The organism is Streptomyces sp. NEAU-174, assembly GCF_052665095.1.
On record NZ_JBQTCE010000010.1, the window covers coordinates 6638 to 28901 of the forward strand.

Annotated in this window: 3 protein-coding genes; all 3 read right to left on the bottom strand. The window is 72.1% G+C overall.

What is annotated here, in order from left to right:
* Positions 1–81: 81 nt before the first annotated feature.
* The 3 genes from ACT2CW_RS27220 to ACT2CW_RS27230 are packed head-to-tail and all read right to left on the bottom strand — an operon-like array spanning position 82 to position 22168.
* Complete coding sequence (locus ACT2CW_RS27220) at positions 82–19947, bottom strand: SDR family NAD(P)-dependent oxidoreductase (protein ID WP_445518580.1); 19866 nt, start codon at positions 19945–19947, stop codon at positions 82–84.
* Positions 19944–21911: an asparagine synthase (glutamine-hydrolyzing) gene (gene asnB / locus ACT2CW_RS27225; RefSeq protein WP_138911610.1), complete on the bottom strand. Its 1968-nt coding sequence runs from the start codon at positions 21909–21911 to the stop codon at positions 19944–19946. The genes ACT2CW_RS27220 and asnB overlap by 4 nt, the downstream gene beginning before the upstream one ends.
* Complete coding sequence (locus tag ACT2CW_RS27230) at positions 21899–22168, bottom strand: acyl carrier protein (RefSeq protein WP_138911609.1); 270 nt, start codon at positions 22166–22168, stop codon at positions 21899–21901. The genes asnB and ACT2CW_RS27230 overlap by 13 nt, the downstream gene beginning before the upstream one ends.
* Between the last annotated feature and the right edge of the window lie 96 nt (positions 22169–22264).

Genomic DNA, 22264 nt, shown 5'->3' on the forward strand with positions numbered 1-22264 from the left:
GTGAGCAGAGCAAGCGTCCGTGCGACAGCGTCACGCTGACCGAGGCGGGCCTGGAGGCGGGCGATGTCCTCGTAGAGGGCCTCAGCCGAACTGCCGGTAAAGCCATTCGTGGACGGCGAGCGCGGTGGACTCGGCATGCTCCTCCAGGAGGGTGAAGTGGTTGCCGGGGACCTCCAGGCGGGTGTGCTCCAGCGGCCAGTGCGGGCGCCGCTGCGGGCGGGAGCTGTCGCCGAGCACCTCGGAGAGGGCTTCCGGCGAAGCCGGGGCCACGAACAGGGTGGGCGCGGACACCGGGCAGGGGGCCCAGCCGTCGAAGAGTTCCGCGTACCGGGCCATCGCGGTGAGCTGTTCGTCGTCCGCCGGCAGTTGCGGGTACCTGTCGGTGAGCCAGCGGGTGATCGTGATCATGTCGAAGGCCAGGGTCTCACCGGCCCGCGCGGGCGAGTCGAGCAGCACCAGGGCGGCCGGCGGGGTGCCGTCGGCCTCCAGCCTCCGAACGATCTCGTGCGCCGGCCAGCCGCCCGACGAGTACGCCACCAGGGCGAACGGCCGTCCGGCGAAGCGCCGGCGCAGCGCCGTGACCTGGACGTCCACCGCCGCGTCCAGGGACTGCGGCAGCGCCTCGCCCGTTCCGTAGCCGGGCATCCCGGTCGTCCAGACGGAGCGCTGCCCGCGCAGGGTCATGGCGAGCCTGAGATACTGGTGGGCGCCCGTGGGGGCGATGAGGGAGGGCAGGCAGACCAGCCCCACCTCGTGCGCTCCTTCGGCCAGGTGCAGAGTCTCCGGCTCCCCGGCTTCCGCTCCCGCCGCAAAGGCGGGCCGCAGCCGCGCGGCAGCCTTCAGCAGGGCACTGCCCTGCGCTGGGGGCACCGACCTCACGGCCGCGTGGAACAGTGTGCCGAGGACCGGATCCACGACGCCAACGGCTCCCTCGTCCCGCGCGGGCTCCTCTTCCCGCGCACTCTCCGGCCGCAGTGTGGCGACCATCGCGTCCACCTCTCCGGCCCGGTTCTCCAGGAGGTACGCTCCGAGCTTGGCGACCGAGTCCTCATCGAAGAGCAGCGTCGACGACAGCTCGCCCAGGTCCTGCCGGAGCTCGTTGGTGAACTGGAGGACCAGGATCGAGTCCATCCCGTACGCCGTGAAGGACGTCTCGGGTTCGATCTTCTCGGCGGGGATCCTCAGCGTGTCCGCGGCCTTGTCGGTGAGGTAGGCGGCGAGGACGGCGGCGCGGGTCTCGGACGGGGCGGGGGCGGCCAGGGCCGGGACCGTCTGAGCCAAAACCGCCTGGATCGGGGCGGCCGGCGGCAGGGTCGGGGACGCGGGAGTGGTCGTCGCCCCCTGGCGCTGTGTGGCAGCCGGTCGTACCGGCGTTGCGGCAGACGCGCGTGCCGGGGCCGGGGTCCGCTGGCGGGCGATGCCGTCGGCCTCGGCGGCGATGATCTGCTGGCCGAGGTCGCGGGCGGACGGCAGGAGGGAGACGACCGAGGGGAAGCCCTCGCCGTGCAGAACGTCACGCCACGCTTCCGGTGAGAGTGCGGGGGAGCCCGGGACGCGCAGCGGGACGTCCTCGGAGAGCCACCAGCCTTCGAGGAGGCCGAATGTGAGATGGCTGAATACGTCGAAGGAGGTCAGCTCGTTGAGCAGCAGCCAGCCCCGGTCCCGCATCGCGGCTTTGGCGTTGCGCAGGGTGTTACGCATGTCGCGCGTCGCGTGCAGGACGTTGGCGGCGATGACGAGCTGATAGCTGCCCACCTCGATGCCCTGCGGCGCGAGTGGCTGCTCGACGTCGAAGCGCCGGCAGTCGAGGTAGGGCGCGTCGGGCCCGTACCGGGCCTGGGCACGGTTGAGGAACGCCTTCGACAGATCGGTGTACGTGTACGTCTCGATGCTGTGCTGGTACGGCCGCAGCGCGGCGAACATGCCGACGCTGGTACCGCCGGTGCCGGCGCCGATCTCCAGGATCCGGATCCGGGTGCCCGGGTCCTGGCACAGCAACTCCGCGACGATGCCGGAGGCGGCCGCGGCCATGGTGTGGTTGAAGGTGTCGGCGACCCGGTTGTTGCGGTAGCAGCCCTCGACGAGTTCGACGGAGCCGCGCGGGAACATGACGTCCGTCGCGGGTGTGCGGCCAGTGAGGATGTCGGGCAGCGCCGTCAACGTCGCGTCGACAAGGGCGAGTTCGGCCGCCTTGTCGGGGTCGGCCGACCATCGCGCGCACTTCTCGGCCCACTGCTTCTGGAGGACGGCGAGAGGCGGGGCGTGTGGCGGCATGACGCGTAGGGCGTGGGCGAGCCAGGCAGTGTACCGCTCGTGGATGCCGCCGCGGGCGCGCAGGCCGGCGAGGCCGCCGCTCTGCGCGAGGTCGCCGCTCTGCGCAAGCTCCCCGGCCCGGCCGACGCCGAGCGCCTCCAGATGGCCGCGGATCAACTGGGCCAGCAGCGGATCGCGTTCGGTGCGGCGCCAGTCGGCCACGCCGCGCAGGAGCCGCTCGTCGACGCCGGCCCGCCGCGCCCCGGCGGCGACCGCCTCGGGGGCGACGCGCACGGACGCCCGGGGGTACACCGTCGTCCGCAAGGTTGGGTCGATCGGTTCGATGGCCTTCGGGTCGGTCAGTTTGACGTAGCTCACCTGGGGCTGCGGGCCGACGAGCAGCGTGTCGAGCGCGGCCATGGCCTCCGGCGGCTCGATCGACGTCAGCCCCCAACGGGCCATGCTCTGCTGGTGGAACGCGGAGGCGACGCTGCCGACCGAGCCCCACCAGCCCCAGTTCATCACCCTGACAGGGCAGTCCAGATGACGGCCCAGCAGGTGCGCGTAGGCGTCGGCGAAGGCGCAGCCGGCCGCGTAGTTGCTCTGCCCGGCCGCGGTGACGAACGACTGGAGCGAAGAGAAGAAGAGGATGAAGTCGAGCTGTTCCCCGGCGAAGACCTGAGCCGTCGTGACGCTCGTGTCGACCTTCGCCGCGAGCGTGGCGCGGAAGTCGGTCTCCGCCATGTTGGCCAGGCCCCGGTCGCTCAGCACGAGCGCCGAGTGGACGACGCCGTGGACCTGCCCGTAGCGGGCCCTGATCTCGTCGTAGGCGGTGCGGAGCGCCTGGGGGTCGGTGGTGTCGGCCGAGAGGTAACGGACCTCCCCGCGCCCTCGTGCGGCGTGCAGCCGTGCCTCGATGGACGCGTCCTGCGGTCGGCGGCCGAGCCACACCACGCTCGCGCCGTGGTTCTGCGTGACGTGCCGGGTCCACGCCTCGCCGAGGCCGCCCGCGCCGCCGATGACGACGTACACGCCGCCCTCCCGGTACGGGGCCGTCTCCGGGTGGGCCGCGGCCGTCGGCACGAGCCGCCGGCGCAGCCACTGGCCCGAGCGTCGCGCCCAGGTGCCGCCGGGAGTGTGGGCCGGGATGCCGACGAGTTCCGCCGTCTCGTCGAGGTCGACGCGGCGGACGTTCCAGTGGCCGTACTCGCGCTCCAGCGACCCGAACAGGCCGTGCAGGGCGGCGTGCGCGGGCCGGGTCGCCTCGTCCGCGTACGTGGCGAGGGCGCTGCGGGTGACCAGCGTGACGCGGAGGGAGCGGGCGTCGGCGCCGGTCCGCAGCAGTGCCTTGACCATGCGGAATGCCGCGATCACGCCGTCCTCCTGGGCGGCGACGAACCCGGCGGCGTCCGTCACGTGGGGCGCGGTGTCCGGGGCGATCCACAGCAGGTAGTCGATCTCGCCCGTGGCCGCCAGCACGGCGGCGTTCTCCTCTACCGAGGCGCTCGGCGCCAGGCACCAGGCCCAGGCCCGTGGGAAGTGCCGGGTGATCTCGGCGAACTGCTCGTCCGAGGCGCCGACCACAAGCACCCGGTCCTGGCCGGACGCGGGTCCCCATTCGTCCGACACCGGCTCCCACGTCGGGGTGAAGAGCGAGGGGGCGGACTCGGGAACGGCGCGCGAAGTGTAGCCGGTCATCCGGACCCGGACCGCTCCCCGCTCGTCGACGAGGTCGATGTCGAGCCGGCCGAGCGCGCCCGCCGCCCGCTGCGGGTCCGCGACACGGACCACGGCCCACATCGTCTCCTCGCAGAGCCCGAAGAGCTCCAGCGTGTCCAGGGCGAACGGCACCATGACCTCGCCACCCGGGCCGTCGAGCGCCAGCGCCGCGGACGCCTGGATCGCCGAGTCCGTCAGCGCGGGGTGCAGGACGTACGGGGACGGCTCGCCGGAGGGCGCGACGAGGCGGGCGACGACGGTGCCCTCACCGACGTACGCCTCGTCGATCGCGCGCAGCGACGGCCCGTGGGTAATGCCCGCCGCGACCAGCGCCTCGGCGATCCGGGTACCCGGTACGGGAGCCGGGCAGGCGGCACGCAGAGCGGTCAGGTCGACGGGGGCCGGCGGGGCGTCCGTGGACGCCAGGACACGGCCCTCGGTGTAGGAACCCGCGTCGGACGCCGGGGGCCCGATGGTGAAGGCGACGGTATCGCCGTCCGGCCGCACCACGACCTCCACGTCAAGCGGCCCGTCGACGGCCAGTGGGCGGACCCAGGTGACGTTGCGCATCCTCAGGCCGGCCGCCGGGTCCGTGCCAAGGACGTGGACGGCGGCCTCGCGGGCGAGTTCCAGGTGGACGACACCGGGCAGGACACGGGCGCCGCGTACGAGGTGGTCGCGCAGGAGACGCTCCTCACCGGTGAGCCGGACGGTGCCCTTCAGGGCGCCGGGGGTGCCGGGGACGGGGAGCAGCTCGGTCAGGAGGGGGTGGGCCGGGGTGAAGGCCGATTGCGCCACGTGTACCAGGGCCCCGGATACGGGGGCTGGGGGTACGGGGGCTACGGGAGCCGTCGCCGGTGCGACCCTCGCCGACGGGGCCGGCGGTGTCCCCGTCGCCCAGTGGCTCTCGCGGGCGAAAGGATAGGTGGGCAGGGAGACCCGGCGCAGGCCCTGGCTCGTTCCGGGGAGAAGCCGCTCGAAGTCGAGTTCCGTGCCCCGGACGAAGAGGCCGGCGAGTGTGGTGAGGTCCGTGGGGATGGTGGCCAGCGCGGGGGACGCCTTGGCCTCGCCGGTCAGGGCGCGCGGTCCGCCGAGGCCCTGCTCCAGGACCTGGACCAGGTCCTCGCGGTTCCTGACGACGCACGCGAAGCGGTGCGTGAAGTGCGCGCGGCCGACGGCGAGGGTCCAGGCGATGTCGCCGCAGTCGAGCGCGGTCTCCTGGCGGCAGTGGGCGGCCAGGCGGGCGACCTGCTGGGCCAGCTGCTTCTTCGAGCGTGCCGACAGGACGACGAGGTGGGCCGGGGCGGGCGTGCGCAAGGCGGTCCGCGCGGGCGGTTCCTCCAGGACAACGTGGGCGTTCGTCCCGCTCGCGCCGAAGGAGCTGACGACGCCCCGGCGCGGGCCGCTCGCGGGGGCGGGCCACGGGTGGGTGCCGGTGCTCAGGTAGAACGGGCTGCCGTCGAGCTGTACGGCCTCGTTGTGCCGCTCGAAGTGCAGCGAGGCCGGGATCTGCTCGTGCTTCATGCCGAGGAGGACCTTGAAGATGCCGGCGACTCCGGCCGCGTACTGGGTGTGGCCGAGGTTCGTCTTGACCGAGCCGAGGGCGCAGTAGCCGGTCTTGTCGGTGTCCTTGCGGAACGCGCGGGTCAGCGCCTGGAACTCGATCGGGTCGCCCAGCTTCGTGCCGGTGCCGTGCGCCTCGACGACCTGGATCGTCTCGACGTCGACACCGAACCGCTCGTACACCTCGCTCAGCAGCCGCTCCTGGGAGACCGAGCTGGGCGCGGTGATGCCGTTGGTGGCGCCGTCGTGGTTGGTGCCGGACGCACGGATCACTCCGTGGACCTGGTCACCGTCCGCGAGGGCGTCCTCAAGCCGCTTCAGGACCAGGACGCCGACGCCCTCGCCGGGTACGAAGCCGTCGGCGCAGTGGTCGAAGGCTCGACAGCTCCCGGTCGGCGAGAGCATGCCCGCGCGGCCCGCGAGGTCGAACAGACGCGGGGTGCTCTGGACGTAGACGCCCCCGGCGAGCGCCATGTCCGTCTCGCCCGACCAGAGGTCCTTGCAGGCGAGGTCGAGGGCGACGAGGGAGCTGGAGCAGGAGGTGTCGACCGCGATGGCCGGGCCCTTGAGGTCGAGGAAGTACGCGATCCTGCCGGGTACGACGGAGGCGAGGTTCCCCCAGAACGCCTGGGCCGGGGCGTCCTCGCCGACGAGGGTCCGGTAGTCGCCCTCCCAGCAGCCGACGTAGACACCGCAGTCGCGTTGGTTGATCGCCCTCCCCGCATATCCAGCGTCCTCGAAGGCCTTCCAGGACTCTTCGAGCAACAGCCGCTGCTGGGGGTCCATCACGGCGGCCTCGACCCCGGAGACGTTGAAGAACACCGGGTCGAACTCGTCGACACGGTCGAGGAAACCACCCCGCGTGCAGCGAGGCCGCCCGGCCTCGTCCACGGGGGCCAGAGGCCAGCGGGTCGCCTCACTGGTGAGGTCGTGACCCTCGGCGAGGTGCTGCCAGAGCTCGTCGAGCGACTCCGAGCCGGCGAAACGCCCGCTCATACCAACGACCGCGATCGGGCCGCGTGCGGCGATGCCCGGGCAGGGGTTGGCAGCGGTGAGGTCAGGTACGACGACCACCGGGGAAGGAAGTGTGGTTTCGGGCTCAGGGGTGCCGGCCACCGGGGCCGGGAGCGCGGGTGCGGGCTCGGGCGTGGTGGCGACCGGGAGGGCGATGGTCTCGCGGTGGGCGTCGAGGAGGTGGGTGACGAGGCGGTCGGCCGAGCTGTGGTCGTAGATGACGCTGGTGGTCAGGTCGAGGCGGAGCGCCTCGTTGAGCTCGTGCACGAACCGGACGCCGAGGATGGAGTCGAGTCCGTACTCGGCGAAGGCACGCCGGCTCTCGATCTCCCGCACGTCCATGGCCAGCGCGGCGGCCAGTTTCGCGTGCACGACACCGCAGACCCGCTCGTCGAGCGAAGGCGGGGACCACGCGGCCGGCTCGACGCCGGGCTCGGTGCTCGCCGCGCGCGGGGCGGGCGCGGAGTGCAGCGGCCAGGCTGTGTCGGCGGCGCCGGAGGCGTCCCCGGCGGGGGGAACGACGGACGCGGCAGCGGGAGTGTCTGCCGCTTCCAGGTCCCCGGCCCAGTACCTGTCGCGGGCGAACGGGTACGTGGGCAGGGAGATCCGGCGGGGCGAGGTGGAGCCGTGGAGGGCAGGCCAGTCCAGGGTCGCGCCCTCGGTCCACAGGGCGGCGAGCTTCGAAAGTTTGCCTGTTTCCGTCCAGCGGGTCGCCAGGAGGTTCCTGAGGTCCTCGTACTCGGTCGGTTCGGCGATGGCGCCAGGGCTGCGGCCGACGGTGCCCCGGTACAGCCCGGGGGCGGCCGTGTCGCCGTTCAGGTACGTGCTCAGCGCCTCGCGGAGGCCGGGCACCGAGGTCGCGACCACGGCGAGGCGCTCGTCAAAGGCCACGCGCCCGGTCTGGAGGGTGAAGGCGAGATCGGCGAGGTCGACCCCCACACCGGCACCGTCGAGGTGGTCGGCGAGGCGCACGGCCTGGTCGCGCAGTTGCTCAGGGGTACGGGCGGACAGGACGACGAGTTGCTCTGCTGCGGTAAGTTGCTCTGCTGCGGCCCGGGCCGGCGCCCGGCCGGAGGCGGACTCCGGCACGTGTTCCTCCAAGATGACATGGGCGTTCGAACCGCCGGCACCGAACGACGAGACCGAGGCCAGCCGCGGCCCGTCGCCCGGCCAGTCAGCGGGCTCGCGCTGGACGAAGAACGGGGTGTTCTCGAGATCGAGGTTGGGGTTGAGTTCCTCGGCGTGCAGGCTGGGCACGAACTGCCGGTGCCGCAGTTGCAGCACGGCCTTGGTCAGCCCCGCGACACCGGCGGCGGCTTCGAGGTGCCCGATGGACGACTTGGCGGAGCCGAGCGCGCAGAACTGCCGGTCGTCCGTGTCCTGTCCGAAAGCGAGGGTCAGCCCCGTCACCTCGATCGGGTCGCCGAGTTCGGTGCCGGTGCCGTGCGCCTCGACGTACCCGATGTCGCGGGCGGAGACTCCGGCGCGGTCCAGGGCATCGCGGATCAGCTCGGCCTGGGCAACCGGGTTGGGCACCGTGTAACCGTGAGTGCGGCCACCGTGGTTGACGCTCGTGCCGCGGATCACCGCGAGCACCTGGTCACCGTCGGCCAGGGCCCGCGAGAAGGGCTTGAGCAGCACCGCGCCGACGCCCTCACCCGGGACGAAGCCGTCGCCGCCGCTGCCGAAGCTGCGCAGCCTGCCGTCCGTCGACAGCATGTTGGAGCGGCACAGCTCCACGTAGTCGAGGGGGTGCAGGTACAGATTCACCCCGCCCGCGATGGCCGCCTCGCAGGAGCCCTGGTACAGGTGCTCGCACGCCTCGTGGATCGCGGTGAGGGACGCCGAACACATCGTGTCGACAGTCAGGCTCGGACCCCGCAGGTCGAGGACGTGCGAGGTGCGGGCGCTCAGCGACGCGAAGGACAGCGCCGGGACAACCGTCTCCCCGGACGGCAGGCGGCGCGCGCCATAACGGGCGTGGCCGGACTTGGTGACGCCGGCGAAGACCCCGACCCGGTGGCCATGGCGGGCGCCGAGTTCCTCGGGGGTGTAGCCGGCGTCCTCCAGGACCTCCCAGGCCGCCTGGAGGAACAGGCGCTCCTGCGGGTCCATCGCGTAGGCGTCGCGGGGGGCGATCCGGAAGAACAGCGGGTCGAAGGCGGCGAAGTCATCGAGGAAGCCGCCCCACTTGCTGTAGCTGCGGCCGGTCGCGATCGCGGTGGTGCGCGCGGGCTCGTAGAAGCCCTCCAGTGGCCAGCGGTCGGCTGGCACCTCGCGGATCCTGTCCCGTCCGGACCTGAGATCGTCCCAGAACTCGGTGAGGTCCGCCGCGCCGGGATAGCGGCCGGTCATGCCGATGACGGCGATGGGTTCGCGTTTCCCGGGAGACGCGGGGCGCGGGGGCCGGGGTGCGGACTGCGGCCGGGGTGCGGAGGTCCGCCCGGCGGAGGCGGGCGTCTGCCCGGAAGGCTCACCGGCCGAAGGGGCGGCGTCCTGCGGCTCATGCTTCGACGCCAGATGTTCCGCGAGCGCCCGCAGCGTCGGGAACTCGTAGAACACCGTCTTCGAAACCTCGCCGTAGCTGAGGGCCAGCTCCCTGTTGAGCTGCACGATCATGATCGAGTCCAGCCCCATGGCGTGGAGGGACGCGTCGCCGTCGACGGTGCCGGACGGAACCTTGGTGACCTGGGCGAAGATCTCTGTGAGCCGGCCGAGCGCCTCGTCGACGGCGCGGTCCGGGGCGAGCCCCTCCGGGCTCGCCGGAACGCGGGTCAGATCCCCGTGGTGGATCCATACGTGCCCCTCGTCACCCAGTCCCCACGCCTGCGCCAGCGCCTCGATGCCGTCAGCGGACTCCATGGGCGCCAGGCCCCGGCTCTGCCAGAGCCGGGCGCGTACGGACTCGTCGACGTGCATCCCGCCCTCCCTCCACAGCGGCCAGGCAATCGACAGGGTGCGCCCCGAGCGTTCCCCGGCGGCGACGCGTGCGCCCCGCAGCAGGGCGAACGCGTCCAGGAAGCCGTTGGCCGTGGCGTAGTCCGCCTGGCCGGGGTTGCCGGTGATAGCGGAGCCCGAGGAGCAGAGCAGGAGGAAGTCGAGGGGGGCGTCCCCCACGGCGCGGTCGAGCTGGACGAGCCCGTCGGCCTTGGGCGCGAGAACGTCGGTCCACTCCTGCTCCGTCTTGCTCACCAGCGCCGCGTCCCGGACGACTCCCGCGCAGTGGATGATGCCGTGCAGGTCCGTGTCCTGCTCCCGGATGTCCTGGACGAGGTGGCGCACCTCCTCCCAACGTGAGATGTCCGCCCGCGCGTACCGGGCGACGGCGCCGGCGGCACGCAGCTCGTGAAGGAGCGCGTCGATCCGCGCGTCGCGCGGTGAACGGCCGGTGAGGACGAGCGTCGGACGGGCCACGTCGCGCGCAATGGCACGGGCGACGACGGCACCGATGCCGCCCGCACCTCCGGTGATCAGGTAGACGCCGCCGTCACGCCACGGCACGCTCGCGTCCCCCGCCGACACGGTGGTGTGCCGCCAAGTGAGGACGGAGCGGACGCCGCCCCGGTAAAGCACGAGGTCGTCCTCGGCGGCGCGGGCGTTCTCCGCGACAAGGGCGGCGACGGTCTCGCCATCAGGAGCCTGGTGGCGAGAGAGATCGAGACAGACGAGCTGTGCGGTGAGCGAGGGGTCCTCGGCCGCGGCGGTGCGCAGCAGGCCCGCGAGGGCGAGGTGGACGGCGTCGTCGCCGCCCACAGGCGCCACGACCTGGACGAGCGTACGGTCGGCCGACACCTCGGCGACGACGTCCCGCACGAGCTCGAAGACCTGCCGTGAGACGTCAATGAACCGGCTGTCGAGGCGCTGCCTCCCACTCTCGACGGTGAAGCACCGCACCCCCACCTCGACGAACTCTCGCGCACCGGCGAACGCCCCGCACAGGATCACGACCCGCCGCAGCGGCGTGCCCTCGCCCACCGCGTCGAGTGCGGGCACGGGCTTCGGGGCCCAACGGGGCACGAGAAGCGCGGTCCCAGTGGCGGGCCGGAGAACGTCACGCGCCCCGTCCTGCACAGCCCCGACAGCGGGCCGGAGAGCTGCACGCGAGCGGTCCAGCCGACCCAGCGCGGTCCCGGCCACAGCCCCACCGGCTTCACCCACCCTCTCCGGCCCCGCCCCCGGAATCCAGTACGGCTCCCGGGCGAACGGATACGTCGGCAGGTGGACACGCTGGGGCGTTGACGCCCCGTACAGCACGCGCCAGTCGACGGCGTCCCCGTCGGCCCAGCGGCCGAGCAGACGTGCGGGGACGCCGTCCGCCACGACAAGCGCGGTGTCGTCGGCGCTCCGGGTGACCGTGCCCCGGACCCCGTGCCCGGCGACTGCGCCGTCCTCCGTGAACGCCCGCAGCGCGGCGACAAGTTCGTGATGAGAGCCGACCACCCATCCAACGCGCTCGCGCATCGCCTCGCGCCCGGTCTGGAGGGTCCAGGCGAGGGAGGGCAGGGAGAGGTCGCCCGTGCGTTCCAGATGGGTGAGCAGATCGCGGGCGACCTGGCGCAGCCGTTCGGGGGTGCGCGCCGACAGCGGGACAGCGACCGGCGTATCGGCGGCGTCGGTGTCGCGGGCGCTGTCCGCCACGTACTCCTCGACGACGACATGGCAGTTCGCGCCGCCGAACCCGAAGCTGCTGATCCCCGCCCGCCGGGGGACGTGACCGGCACGCCGGGGCCACGGCTCGTTCTCGCGCACGACGCGGAACGGCCCCTTGCCGAGTTCGAGGTACGGGTTGAGTTCGCCGGAGTGCAGCGAGGCCGGGATGACGTCATGCTTCAGGGCGAGCAGCACCTTCATCAGCCCGGCGGCGCCCGCGGCGGCCTCCAGGTGACCGATGTTCGTCTTCACCGAGCCCAGCCGGACGTCCGCGTCGGGGCCGGCGCCGAGCCGCCGGAACGCGGTGCGCAGCGCGTGGACCTCGACAGGATCTCCGAGGACAGTGCCCGTGCCGTGGGTCTCGATGTAGTCGACGGTGTCCGGGTCGACCCCGCTCATCGCCGCGCCGACCAGGTCGGCCTGGGCGTCAGCGTTCGGGGCCGTCAGGGAGTTGGCCCGCCCACCGTGGTTCTCGGCGCTGCCGACGAGCACACCGAGGATCGCGTCGCCGTCCCGTTCGGCCGCGTCGAGCGGCTTCAGGACGAGGGCGCCGACGCCTTCACCACGTACGTAGCCGTCCGCGTCCCGCGCGAAGGTGCGGCACCGTCCGGTCGGGCTGAGCATTCCGGCGCGGTGGGCGCTGACGAAGGTGTCGACGCTGAGCAGGAGATTGACCCCGCCGGCGATCGCGAGGTCGCACGCGCCGGAGCGGATGGCCTCCATCGCCCGGTGCACGGCGACGAGCGAGCTGGAGCAGGCCGTGTCGACGGGCTGGCTCGGGCCCCGGATGTCGAGGACGTATGAGATCCGGTTGACGAGCATGGAGTGTGCGTTGCCGGTGGAGGTGAACGCGTCCGGCTCGATGCCGTAGGTCGTGAGCAGGGTCGCGTAGTCGGTGCCGGAGACCCCGAAGAACATTCCGGTGTTGCGAGGCAGGGCGCCGGGCGCGTATCCGCTGTCCTCGACGGCGCTCCAGACCGTCTCCAGGGCGAGGCGGTGCTGGGGGTCCATCAGTTCGGCCTCGCGCGGGTAGATCCGGAAGAACTCCGCGTCGAAGGTCTCGGCGTCGTCGACGATACCCGCATGGCGCGGGAAGTCGGCCTCCTCGACGACGCGCGCGTAGGCCGCGTCGTAGCGGTGGACGGGGAAGTCCGTGACGCAGTCCCGGCCTTCGGCGAGGTTGGACCAGTAGGTGTCGAGGTCCGGGGCCTGGGGAAAGCGCCCGGCAACTCCGATGACGGCGATGCGCGTCGCCCCGTCGCTCTTCGCCGGGGCGGGAGGGGTCTCCTCCCGGGTACGGGGCCGGCGCGTCGTCTCGACAGGCCTCGGCGCCGCCCCGTCCCGCGCCGTACGGACCCGCTCCTCGGACTTGGCGACGAGATGTCGGCCGAGGGCGGCGAGCGTGTTGACGTCGAAGAAGACTGCGGGGGTCAGCTCGATGCCGAGCGACTCCTTGATGAGCTTGCTGAAGGCGACGAGCGAGATGGAGTCGAAGCCGAAGGCGTCGAACCCGGTGTGGGCGTCCAGGTCGTCGGCGTCGAACTTGAGGATGTCCGCGGCGAGCCCGCGCAGTTCGTCGACCGCGAAGGCGACGAGGGTGTCGGCGTCGGTCTGCCGGGGCGGCGGGGGGAGGGGCGACGGCTCCGTCCGGGTGTGGGGGGCCTGCACAGGTGTTCCTCTCCTTTCCATGTCCGTGTTCGGGGGGCCCGTGTCGCCGTCTCCCCACCTCATGCCGGTGAGTTCGGCCAGGGCCCGGCCTTCGCCGTCCACCAGCCGGACCCGGTGGGCGCCCGCGTCGAGGACCACGTAGGCCACGTCGTCGGCGGCGCGCGCGTCCTCGAAGACGCGTACGTCGTCGAACCGGCAGGGGATCTGCCGCGCCCAGTCGGGCTCGCCGGCCCGTTCGGCGGCGAGCTGGACGGCGTGGGCGATCGCCGCGAGGACGTGCGGGGCGATCCGTACGTTCTTCGCTGTGTGGTCCTGGCGGAGCTGCGGGATCTCGACCGTGAGGACCAGCTTCCCGTCCGGCAGCCAGGAAGCGCCGGTCACTCCGCACCGCAGCGGCTCGGGCGCGATGCCTCCCTCGGCGAGTTTCGCCAGCACGTCCTCCCGGTCCAGGACGCGTGTGACGTCGCGCTCACGCACCGGCAGGGCCTCCGGAGCGGCCCGCCCGTCGCCCGGGTGGACATTGAACTCGGCGACTGGCGTGCGTGCCCCCACCTCGTCCTCGCGGAACACGACGGCGGAGGCCGTGTCGCGGTCCACCGGGGTGAAGGTGGTGACCAGGCGTGCCGTGTCGGCCCAGGGAACCGGGCCGTACAGGCGCAGGCCGCGTACGCGCGGGCTGTCGGTGAAGCCGGAGACCTTCCCGACGGCGAGCGCAAGGTCGACGGCGAAGGTCGGGACGATGCCGCGCACCTTGTCCTGGACACAGCCGTAGTCGGCGAGATCGTCGAGGTGGACGTCCAGGACGTACCGCAGCCCGTCGACGTCGGAGTGGTTGGCCCCGAGGAACGGGTGCGCCTTCTCCCGCAGGGCCAGCGGCGCGGTCACGCCGGGCGCGCCGGGCTCGGGCTCCACCCAGCAGCGCACCCGCTCGAACGGATACGCCGGCAGGGAGATCCGCCGGGGCGGGTGCTCGCCCGTGAGGGGTGTCCAGTCGACGCTGCCGCCGCCGGCCCAGTCGACGGCCAGGTCACGCGCGGTCGCGGTACCCGGGTCGGTGGAGGCGAGCGCGGCGGCCTGGTCGCGGTCGCCGGCGAGGTACCGGTCGACGGCCTCCACGGCACCGGCGAGGTCCTTCGCGAGAAAGGCCCAGCGGCGCGGTAGTTCGTTCTTGCCGAGCCGCAGGGTGTGGGCGATGGACGGCAGGTCCGCCTCGTCGGCCGCCGCGAGGTAGTGGCGGAACCGGGCGAGGGAGGTCTCCAGCGCGGTGTCGGTCATCGCGGAGAAGATGAACAGCTCGGCCCCGCGCGGCCCGCCGGCGTGCGGTCCGGGCCCGGCGACGTACTCCTCGACGACGATGTGTGAGTTCATGCCGCCCGCGCCGATGGAGGTGATGCCCGCGCGCCGGGGATGGACGGTCTTCACCCCGTCCCGCGAGGTCACCGCCGGTTTCCACGCGGCGAGTTCGTGCTGCACACGGAAGGGCGTGTCCTCGAAGGCGATGTCCGGGTTGAGCTCCTCGCTGTGCAGGGAGGGCACGAGGGTGCGCTTCTGGAGCTGGAGGATCACCTTTGCGAAGCCGATCATGCCGGCCGCGTGCAGCAGGTGGCCCATGTTCGACTTGACCGACCCCAGCGCGCAGAACTGCTTGTCCGGCGTGTACTTGCCGAACGCAGAGGTGAGCGCCCTGACCTCGATCGGGTCGCCGAGCGAGGTGCCGGAGCCGTGGCCCTCCACGTAGGTGATGGTGCGCGGGTCGACGCCGGAGTCGTCGATGGCCTTCTCGATCGCGCGGGCTTGCATGCGCGGGTTCGGGACGGTGAAGCCGTTGCGCACCCCGGCGTTGGAGAGCGCGGTGCCCTTGATGACGGCGTACACGTGGTCGCCCTCACGTTCGGCCTCGACGAGCGGCTTGAGTACCACGGCGCCGACGCCCTCGCCGAGGGTCGTGCCGTCCGCGCCGAGCCCGAAGCTGCGGATGACGTCGGAGGTGGCGGTGGTGAAGTGCTCGTGCGAGGAGGTGACCAGGTTGTAGGGATGCAGCAGGAGGTTCACGCCTCCGGCGACGACCATCTTGCACTCGCGGGCCCGGAGCATCTGCACGGCCTGGTGGACGCAGGTCGACGAACCCGAGCACATCGTGTCCAGGAAGATCGACGGCCCGGTGAAGCCGTAGAAGTACGACAGCGTGTTGGGAATGGCCGCCATGTAGCTGCCGGTGGCCGGGGCGCCGCGCGTGAGGCTGTTCTGGAACCCGTACAGGCCGTAGTGGTTGCTCATGGTGCCGACGAGGACGCCGACGTCGCCGTCGTAGCTGCGGTGGATCGTCTCGCGGGAGTAGCCCGCGTCCTCCAGCGCCTCGACTCCGACCTGGAGGAAGAGGCGGACCTCGGGCGACATGCGTTCCGCGTCGCGCTTGGAGATGCGGAAGTAGCGGGGGTCGAAGGTGTCGATCTCCTTGAGGAACGTCCCGGTCCTGATGGCGCTCTTGCCGGGGACGCTGCGCTCGGGGCTGTGGATCGCGTCGTGGTCCCACCGGTCGCGCGGCACCTCCTGGAAGAGGTGACGTCCTTCTTCGAGGATCGTCCACAGTTCGTCGAGGGTGTCGGCGCCGGGGTAGCGGCCGGAGACGCCGACGATCGCGATGTCGTGGTAGTCGTCGGGGGCGGGGGGTGTGGGCGGGGGTGCGGCGGGCGCGGTCGTGACGACAGGGGCGTCCTGTACGACTGGCACGACGACCGGTTCGGTGGCCGTCGGTTCCGGTTCCGGTTCCGCGTCATCCCCGAAGCGGGTTTCGAGGGTCGCCCGGTGCTCCTCGATCAGATAGCCGACGACACCCTCGATGTCGACGTGCTCGAAGAACAGCGTCTTGGGCAGCGGCCCGAAGATCTCCTCGAGGCGTTCGGTGGCCTCCAGCACGCCGATCGAGTCGATGCCGTACTCGATGAGGCCGACGGTCGGCTTCAGCGTCGCCGGGTCGTGGTGCAGCACCTCGCCCAAGATGTCCTTCAGCAGCTGGGTCGTACGGGCCACAAGGGCGGCCTCGGTGAAGGCGCCTGCGGCCGGTGCGGGTACGGCCGGGCGGGGCGCGGGTTCGTCGCGCGGTGCCAACGCGAGGGACGCCTCCGCGCCGTACGCGACGACGATGTGTTCCGGCGTGTCCCGCAGGGCGGCACCCAGGACGCGCAGACCGTCTTCGGTGGGGAGCGGCTCCCAGCCGCGCTGGCGGCGCATCGACGCGCGGGTCACGTCGTCGACCGTCATGCCCCCGTCCGCCCACAGCGGCCAGCTGACCGCGACGGTCCGGCCGGTGCGTTCGCCGGCGTCCACGAGGGTCTGCCGGTCGTGGGCGAAGGCGTCCAGGAAGGCGTTCGCCGCCGCGTAGTCGCCTTGGCCCGCATTGCCGTACACGCCGGCGACGGACGAGAAGACCACGAAGAAGTCGAGCGCGAGGCCCCGGGTGGCCGCGTCGAGGTGGAGGACGCCGCTGACCTTCGGCCGCAGCACCTCCGTCACGTGCCGCGGGTCCTTGGTGAGGAGGTACCCGTCCCGCAGCGTCCCCGCCGCGTGGACGATCCCGTCCAGCGATCCGTGCTCGCGCACGATTCCCTGGACGGCGCGCTCCACGTCCGGCGCGCTGCCGACGTCGGCGGTGAGGTAGTGCGCGTCGACCCCGGCCGCGCGCAGTTCCTCCAGCGCCTCGCCGGTGCCGTCCCCGGCGTCGGTCCGGCCGCTGAGGACGACGGTGACGCCGGCGTGCCGTGCGAAGTACCGGGCGACGCTGCGGCCGATGCCGCCGAGACCGCCGGTCAGCCAGTAGACCCCGCCCGACTTGAGGGGAGGGGCCTGTGGCCCGGGGTTCAGTTCGAGCTCGACGGGGCGCCAGGCGTGGCGGGTGCCGTCGGCGGTGTGGCGGATCTCCGCGTCGTACGCGGCGGGGTCGGCGGCCTCCTGGCGGACGAGGTCCGCGACCCGGCCGGCCGGTGCGGTGCCGAGCCCGGCGACACGGACGACGCGGCCGGAGACGGATGGGTTCTCCAGGTTCAGGGTCCGGAAGAGGCCGGTGAGGGGGGCGTGGAAGCGGCGCGGGACCCGGTCGTCGACAAGGACGAGGAAGCGGTGGGCTCCCTTCAGCTTCGACTGGAGCACGTCCCGTACGCGGTCTAGGACGAGGCCGAGTACCGTGCCGGCGCCATCCGCGACCGCGTCGGGGGTGACGGCGGGCAGGACGGTGAACGTGGAGCCTGTCGCGGCGGAGAGTTCGGCGGCGAAGGTGTCCGGCCGGCCGGTGAGGAAACCGTGCACCGTGACCGGGTCGGCAGAGGGCGCGGCGGGCGCGGCGACCCAGCGGGAGCCGGCGGCAACGACACGCGACGGGTCCGTCGTTTCGGCCGGTACGGCACGTGGTGCGTCCGCTGTTCCGGTGCCGGGCCCGGCCGGTGCGACCCGCGCCCCACCGGAGTCCTCCACCTCCGCGACCGTCCGCTGCGCCAACCCGCTCAGCCGCGCCCGGACGCTGCCCGTGTCGTCGCACAGGTCGATGTCGAAGGTGTCGAGCCCTTTGCCGCCCTGGTGGCGGACCCGGGCCCACATCACGTCCGCGCACGGGGCGTGGAGGTCGAGCCGGTCGAGAGCGAAAGGCAGCGACAGGCTCCCGCCTGCCTCGGGGACCAGGGCGGCCTGGAGGAGGACCGACGCCTGGAGCGCGGCGTCCAGCACGCTCGGGGGCAGCGCCACGGCGGTATCCGCGACGTCCGCGGCGGCCCGCTCCAGGCGCGCGAGCAACTCCCCCTCCCCGAGCCGGATCTCGGTGATCCCGCGCATCGCCGGCCCGTACTCCAGACCGGCCGCGCGCAGGGCCGCGTACGCCTCGGCGGGGTCGCGCGGGGTGGCACAGGAGGCGCGGAGCGCGGTGAGGTCGAGGCTCTCCGGCGCGTCGTGCGTCCCCACCGAGGCGGTGCCCCGGCTGTGGACGACCGTCCCCGTGCGGATCTCGTACCCGAGGGTGCCGTCGCCCTGAGGTGTGATCACCACGTGGGCCTCGACGGGCTGTCCGTCGACCACCAGCGGGCGCAGCCAGGCAGTGTCATGCAGACGGACGGTCGTGTCGGCCGCGTCGTCGCGTCGGGTGGCGTACGAGACTGCGGCGCGGGCCAGCTCCAGTTGGGCGGCGGCGGGCAGGACCCGGGTGCCGTGGACCCGGTGCGCGTCGAGGAACGGTTCGTCGCCCGTGAACACGGCGGTGTAGCGGTGTTCGTCGAGGGTGGAGGCGTTGCGGGGGACGAGGGGGTGCGGCGCGGGGGTGGCCTGCTCCTCGGCCCGGGTGCGGAACCAGTGGCGGTCCCGGGCGAAGGGGTACGTGGGCAGCCGCACGCGGCGCACGTCGGCGTGGCCCGGGAGCGCGGCCCAGTCGACGTCGTCGCCCTCGGCCCATCGCGTCGCGGTCGCCAGGGCCCCGCTGTCTCCGTCGTCGAGGCTGTGCGCGGTCGCGTCGGGGCGCATACCGTCGGCGAACTCGGCGAGGGCATCGAGGAGTTTGCGCCGGTCCGCCGTCACGAAGGCGACGCGGGCGGCCATCGGTTCGCGGCCGGTCTGGAGGGTGTGGGCGAGGTCGCGCAGGGGGACGGGCTCGTCGGTCAGGAACGTGTGCAGCCGACGAGCCGCCTCCCGCAGCCGTTCGGGGGTGCGGGTGGAGAGCGGCACGAGGTACGGGCCCTCGGTGTCGTCGGCGTCGGTGTCCAGCCGCTCGTCGGGGACGTACTCCTCCAGGACGACGTGGGCGTTGGTCCCGCCGAAGCCGAAGGAGCTGACTCCGGCCCGGCGCGGGGCGGGCGCGTCCCAGGGCTGGGTGTCGCGCACGATGCGGAAGGGGCTGCCGTCCAGGTCGATGAGCTTGTTCTGCTCCTCGAAGCCGACGGTCGCCGGGAGCACCCGGTCGGCGAGGGCGGCGACGACCTTGGCGATGCCGGCGACGCCCGCCGCGCCTTCGAGGTGCCCGATGTTGGTCTTGACCGAGCCGATGCCGACGCTCTCGGGTTCGGGCTCGGTGCCCTGCGCCTCGTGGAGGGTGCGGAAGGCGCGCTTGAGCGCGATGACCTCGATGGGGTCCCCGACGGGCGTGCCGGGGCCGTGCGCCTCGATGTAGGACACGGTCTCCGGGCGGATGCCCGCGCGGGTGTAGAGGCCCTCCACGAGGTTCGCCTGCGCGGCCGGGTTGGTGACGGTGAGCGAACTGGTCCGGCCGCCGTGGTTGGTGGCGGCCCCCCTGATCACGGCGTGCACGGGGTCGCCGTCGGCGACGGCCTGCGCCAGCGGCTTCAGCAGCAGTACCGCGCCGCCCTCGCCGCGGACGTATCCGTCGGCGCCCTTGTCGAAGGCCCGGCAGCGGCCGGTGGGCGACAGCATGCTCGCCTGGCTGAAGGCGACGAAGTGCTTGGGCGACCAGCAGAGGTTCACCCCGCCGGCGAGGGCGAGCGTGCAGTCGCCGTTGCGCAGGGCGGTGACCGCCTCGTACACGGAGACCAGCGAACTGGAGCAGGCGGTGTCGTTGGTGATGCTGGGGCCCTGGAGGTCGAAGTAGTAGGAGACCCGGTTGGAGATGATCGAGTACGCGGTGCCGGTCGGGAAGTAGCCGTCGGTCTTCGCCCCGTCGCGCTCCATGAGTTCCGCGTAGTCGGCGTGGCAGACGCCCATGAAGACGCCGGTCCGCGTCCCCGCCAGCTCGCGTGCGCGCAGGCCCGCGTCCTCGATCGCGTGCCAGGCGAGCTCCAGGGCGAAGCGCTGCTGGGGGTCCATGCTCTCCGCCTCGTGCGGGGAGATGCTGAAGAAGGCGGCGTCGAAGCAATCGGCCTGCTCGATGAAGCCGCCCCACACGCTGTTGGTCTTCTGGGCGCCGCGCCGGGGACTGCCGAACCAGCGCTCCTTCGACCAGCGTTCGGGTGCCACCTCGGAGATCAGGGAGCGTCCTTCGGCCAGGTGGCGGGAGAACTCCCGCAGGGTGTCCGTGCCGGGCAGCCGCAGCGCGAGCCCGATGATCGCGACGGCGTCGTCCGCCGTGTCCTGGGGGCGTTCGTCGGGGTTCATCGCTTCCGCCTGTCGATCACAGTGGTCAGGTTCATCTCGGCGGTCTGTGACGTCCGCATCCCTACTCCCTGGTCCAGCACGAACTGTTGGTTGAGGACGGCGGTCGAGAGCAGGTGGACGAAGGCATGGTCCTCCTTCGTGCTGATCTCGGCGGCCTCAGTGGCCATGACTTTCTTGACGAGCCGCTGCGCGAAGACCGGGTCGATGCCGTCGATCTTCGCCAATTCCCTTTTGGACAGCACCAGTTCGAGATAGCAGGGCCGGTGCTTCTGGAAGGCGGCCGCGCCAGGCGCGCGGTAGGGCTGTTTGCGCCGGGTGAGGGGTTCCGCCGGGAGGACGTCCCGGAACGCCTCTTTGAGGACGGCCTTCTCCTCCCACCCGTCGTCGAAGCGCAGGTTGACCAGCGCCGCCGCCCGGACCACGGCCGGGTCCAGGAACGGGCACCGGTTCTCGACGCCGTGCGCGAGCCCCATGCGCTCTCCCTGGCTGGACAGCAGATAGCCGGCGAGCAGGGTCTTGAACTCCAGCCACTGCGCCTTCTGCGTCGGCGACAGCGCGGGGTAGCCGGGCGTGTCCCCGACCAGGGCGAGCAGGTCGGCGAACGGTTCGGCGCGGTCCTTGAGCAGGCGCTGCGCGAACCGGCCGTTCTGATAGCGCAGTTCGTGGGAGAACAGGCCGTCGAGGCGCTCCTCGGAGAACTGGCTGAGCAGTCCGGTCACATGGACCCGGTGCTCGGGCCCGAAGTGTGCCAGCTCCGGATGCAGGACGGCGACCTTCTCCTGCCGTTCCGCCGCGGACAGCCGGTTCCACTCGGCGCGCAGCATCGTCTCGCGGAAGAGCGAGTAGCCGAGGAATGCCTCATCGGCGCCCTCGCCGCTCAGGATCGTCTTGATGCCGGCGTCGCGCACATGGCGTGACAGCAGGTACATCGGGACCAGCGCGGTGCGGAACACGGGGACTTCGGCGTGGTGGACGGCCGCCGGGAAGTTCTCCACGACGTCCGATGTCGAGATGGCGATGGAGGAGTGCCGTGTGCCGAGATAGCGGGCGACCGTCTGCTGGCTGCTCGACTCGTCGAGGGCGCGGTCCTCGAACTCCACGGAGAAGGTGCGGACCTCGTGGGACGAGAGGTCGGTCGCGAGCCTCGCCACGATCGCCGAGTCGAGGCCACCGCTCAGATAGACGCCGACCTCGACGTCGCTGCGCAGCCTCACCTCGACGCTGGTCCGCATCGTGTCCCGCACCAGCGCCGCGGCCTCGGTGGGCGTGCCGGTGAACGGCGGTGCGTCGACGGCGAGTTCCTCGTAGGTGTGCAGGGCGGTGCGGCCCGCGCCGAGCGTGAGGAAGCTTCCGGGGGGAAGCTGCCGGACGCCCTTGAAGGGGGAGCGATCCGGGAGCGGGGTCCATATCCCGAAGATCGACTTCAGCTCGTGCGGGTCGAATTCGAAGCGGAAGCCCGGGTGGGCGCGGAACGCCTTCATCTCCGACGCGAAGAGGAATCCGTCGGGCCGCTCCGCGTAGAACAGCGGCCGTTTCCCGTACCGGTCACGGGCGATGAACAGCTCGTCCGAGACCGCGTCCCGCACAGCGAAGGCGAAGGCTCCGTTGAACCGGCTCAGGCACGCCTGGCCCCACTGGATCCACGCCTGGAGGACGACCTCCGTGTCCGAGCGGGTACGGAACTGCCGGCCCAGGCCGCTTAGTTCCTCACGCAGCTCGATGTGGTTGTACAGCTCGCCGTTGAAGCAGATCCAGTACCGCTGGGTGGGGTCCGCCATCGGCTGCGCGCCGGACACGAGGTCCACGATCGCGAGCCGGACGGTACCCATCGCCATGCCGTCGTCGAGGTAGTAGCCCGTCTCGTCCGGGCCCCGGTGGCGGATCTGCGACAGCATCGCGGCGACGACGTCGGGTTCGGGGCCGGGACTCGGCGACGCGGGGACGAAGCCGGCTATTCCGCACACGGCGCGTCTCCCTGACTCTCGGTCCTCTCGGCGACGAACTTGTCGAGCGCCTCCAGCGTGGCCGGAACGTCGAGCAGGAACTCTTCGCTCTTGATGTCCAGCGAGAACTCCTGCTCAAGGAACGACATCAGCTGGATGTATCCGAAGGAATCGACGATGCCGTCCTTGAAGAGATCGCTCTGTGGCGTCACATCGGCGCCGAACTCGATCAGGAACCGCTCTTCGATAAACCGGATGATCTTGTCCGTTCTGGTCATTGCACATTCCTTGGGCAGCACGAGGAGTGGTGAGGGGAGGTGTCGGCCAGAAGAGAGGGAGCTCAATTCGCCGCACTGAGCCGCGAAGAATCACCC